Origin of the sequence: Burkholderia sp. HAN2018, from assembly GCF_024704855.1 — a bacterium.
In the GTDB taxonomy this organism is placed as follows: Bacteria; Pseudomonadota; Gammaproteobacteria; order Burkholderiales; family Burkholderiaceae; genus Burkholderia; species Burkholderia cepacia.
Map to the genome: position 1 here is coordinate 1 of NZ_QOBB01000429.1, position 2,796 is coordinate 2,796.

A 2,796-nucleotide genomic window follows, 5' to 3' on the forward strand; every position below is an offset into this window, starting at 1 on the left:
CCGCCCGTTGCCAGCGCACCGCCGGCCGCCGCGCGCAGCGCCGCGGCCGTGCGGCTCCAGTCGCGCCAGCCGACGACGGCCAGCCCGATGAACAACGCGTAGAGGCCGGCCGTCAGATACAGTTCCTTGAACACGAACATCCCGACGTACACGACGTTCACGACGATCCACAGCCCCCACGATGCAATGTAGCGCCGCGCGGTCCAGTATTGCGCGACGAGGCTGAACGCGGTCAGCGAGGCATCGACGAACGGCAGCGCCGCATCGGTCCAGCGCGCCATCATGCCGCCGAGCAGCGCGCTGCCGACGACGGCCGCGATCAGGTCGGGCAGCATCTGCATCGGCCGCACGCCCGTGACGGGCGCGACATCGCCTGCCGGCGCCGCATTGCCGTCGGCCTCGCTCGCGCGCTGCGCGAGCCAGCGTTGCCAGCCGTACACCTGCAGCACCGCGAACGCGCCTTGCAGCAGCATGTCCGAATACAGCTTCGCGTCGAAGAAGATCCAGCCGTACAACGCGACCGACACGAGCCCGACCGGCCAGCACAGCATGCGCCGCTTCGCGGTCAGCCAGATCGCAAGCGCGCTGACGATCACGCCGGCGATTTCGAGTGTGGACATCGTCTGTGCTCTCCAGGTTAGCTGCCGGGGCTGCGGGTCACGCGGCCGGTTCCGGACGGTCAGAAATCATAGGTCAACGACACGCGGGCGGTGCGCGGCGCCCCCGGGAACAGGTACGCATCGCCCTGCTGCTCGCCCGCGTCGCGCCAGTAGAACTTGTTGAAGAGGTTGTCCACCGACACGCGCAACACCGTGCGATGGCCGCCGATCTTCGTCGTATAACGCGCGCCGAGATTGAACACGAACCACGCCGGCACCTGCGCGGTGCCCTCCTCGTTCGCGTTGCGGGCCGCGCTGTATTCGACGCCGCCCAGCACGTTCAGCCCCGCGACGCCCGGCACCGCGTAGTCCGCATACAGCGATGCGCGCAGCGCGGGCACGTTGATGATCTGGTGGCCTTCGTAGGCCGGCGAACCCGAATCGTACGCCCGCGCGCGAATCGCCGCGACGCTGGCCGTCAGCCCCAGACGCTCGGTCACGCGCCCGGCCGCGCCGAGCTCGATCCCCTGGTGCCGCTGCGTGCCGCGCTGCACGAACGTGTAGGTCGTGCCCGATGCGTCCGGATCGGCGAACTGGAACGGCTTGCTGATCGAGAACACGGCGGCCGTGAGGCTCAGCCGGTCGAGCCAGTCGTATTTCGCGCCGACCTCGATCTGGTGCGATTCGACGGGCGGCAGGAACGCATACGCATTGGTCGCGCGCACGGGCGCCTGGTCGCCGAGCGACAGCGCCTTGCTGTACGACGCGTACAGCGACAGCACGTTCACCGGCTTGTAGACGAGCGCGACCTGCGGCAGGAACACCGAGCGATCAGTGTGCGTCGCGTCGCCGTCGAGGCCGCTCCAGCTGCGCTGGCGCAGCAGCACCTCCTTGCCTCCCGCGAGCACCTGCCAGTGTTCGCCGATGCTGATGCGGTCGAGCCCGAACACGCCGTACTGCCACGCATCGAGCTGCGGATACGACGGCCCGGGCGTATTCGGCGACGGTGCGAACGTGACGTCGGGTCCGTAGATGTTCTCGCTGCCGACATAGTCGTACACGGCGGTCGCCATGTGCACGACGCGGCGCTGCACGCTCACGCCGAGCGTCAGTTCGTGCCGCAGCGGTCCCGTCGCGAACTTGCCGGTCGTGACCGCACGCAGATCGTCGTTGCGTCGGTATTCGCCGGGGCTGCGGAAGTCGTACACGTCGTAGTCGCCGTTCGCGCCGAAGAAAAACGGCGACGTCGCGCCGGCCGTGCAGCTCGCCGCATACGAACAGCCGTAAGCGAACGCGCTGTTGTCGTCGATCATCGTGCGGCTGCGGCCGGCGGCGATATACGCCTTCCAGTCGTCGTTGAACTGGTAGTCGAAGCGCGCGTTCAGGTTCAGCGCGTCGGTCGTCACCGGCTTCGCCCACGGCTGCGTGCCGAGCGCCTTCGACGTCGTCTTGACCGACGGCACGACGGTGCCGCCGAGCAGCTGGTAGCCGGGTGCGGAACGCTGGATCCACTGCTGGAATTCGGCGTTGAGCTGCAGGCTCGCGCGCGGGCTGATGTCCCAGTCGGCGGCGATCGAGCCGAACGTGCGCCGTCCGTTCGTGCCGTCGATGTAGGAGTGCATGTTCTCCTTCGCGGCATTGATCCGGAAGCCGAACTGATTGTCGGGGCCGAAGCGGCGGCCGAGATCGACGGCCGCCGACGTCGAGCCGCGGCTGTCGACGCCACCCGTCACGCTCGCGACGTTCGCCGAGCGCTTGGTCACGAAGTTGATCACCCCGCCGGGCGCGACGACGCCGCTGTCGATGCCGGCGAGCCCCTTCAGGATCTCGACGCGCTCCTTGTTCTCGAGCGGCACGTTCTGCTCGCCGGACACCGTCAGCCCGTCGATCCGGATCGCGCTCGCGAGATCGACCGGAAAGCCGCGGATCGCAAAGCCTTCGAAATAACCGACCGGCGCATAGTCGTTGACGACCGACGCGTCGTTGCGCACGACGTCGCTCAGCCGCTTCGCCTGCTGGTCGTCGAGCTGCGCGCGCGTGACGACGCTCACCGACGCCGGCGTATCGCGCAGCGGCGCGTCGTCGAGCCCCGCGACGGATGCCGTGCGTGCGCGCAGCGCGTTGCCGCGCTCGCCGCTCACCGTGATCGTCGGCAGCGTCGCGCTGGCGGCCGCCTCGGCGTCCGGCGCCGGCGTGT

General features: G+C 68.9%; 2 protein-coding genes. Both read right to left on the reverse strand.

What is annotated here, in order from left to right; translation table 11 throughout:
* Positions 1 to 620 (reverse strand): nicotinamide riboside transporter PnuC (gene pnuC / locus DPV74_RS40535; RefSeq protein ID WP_162923310.1); only part of this gene is annotated, 620 nt, incomplete at its 3' end.
* Between the two features lie 59 nt (positions 621 to 679).
* The coding region (locus DPV74_RS40540) for a TonB-dependent siderophore receptor (RefSeq protein ID WP_240440114.1) at positions 680 to 2,796 on the reverse strand (2,117 nt) is incomplete at its 5' end.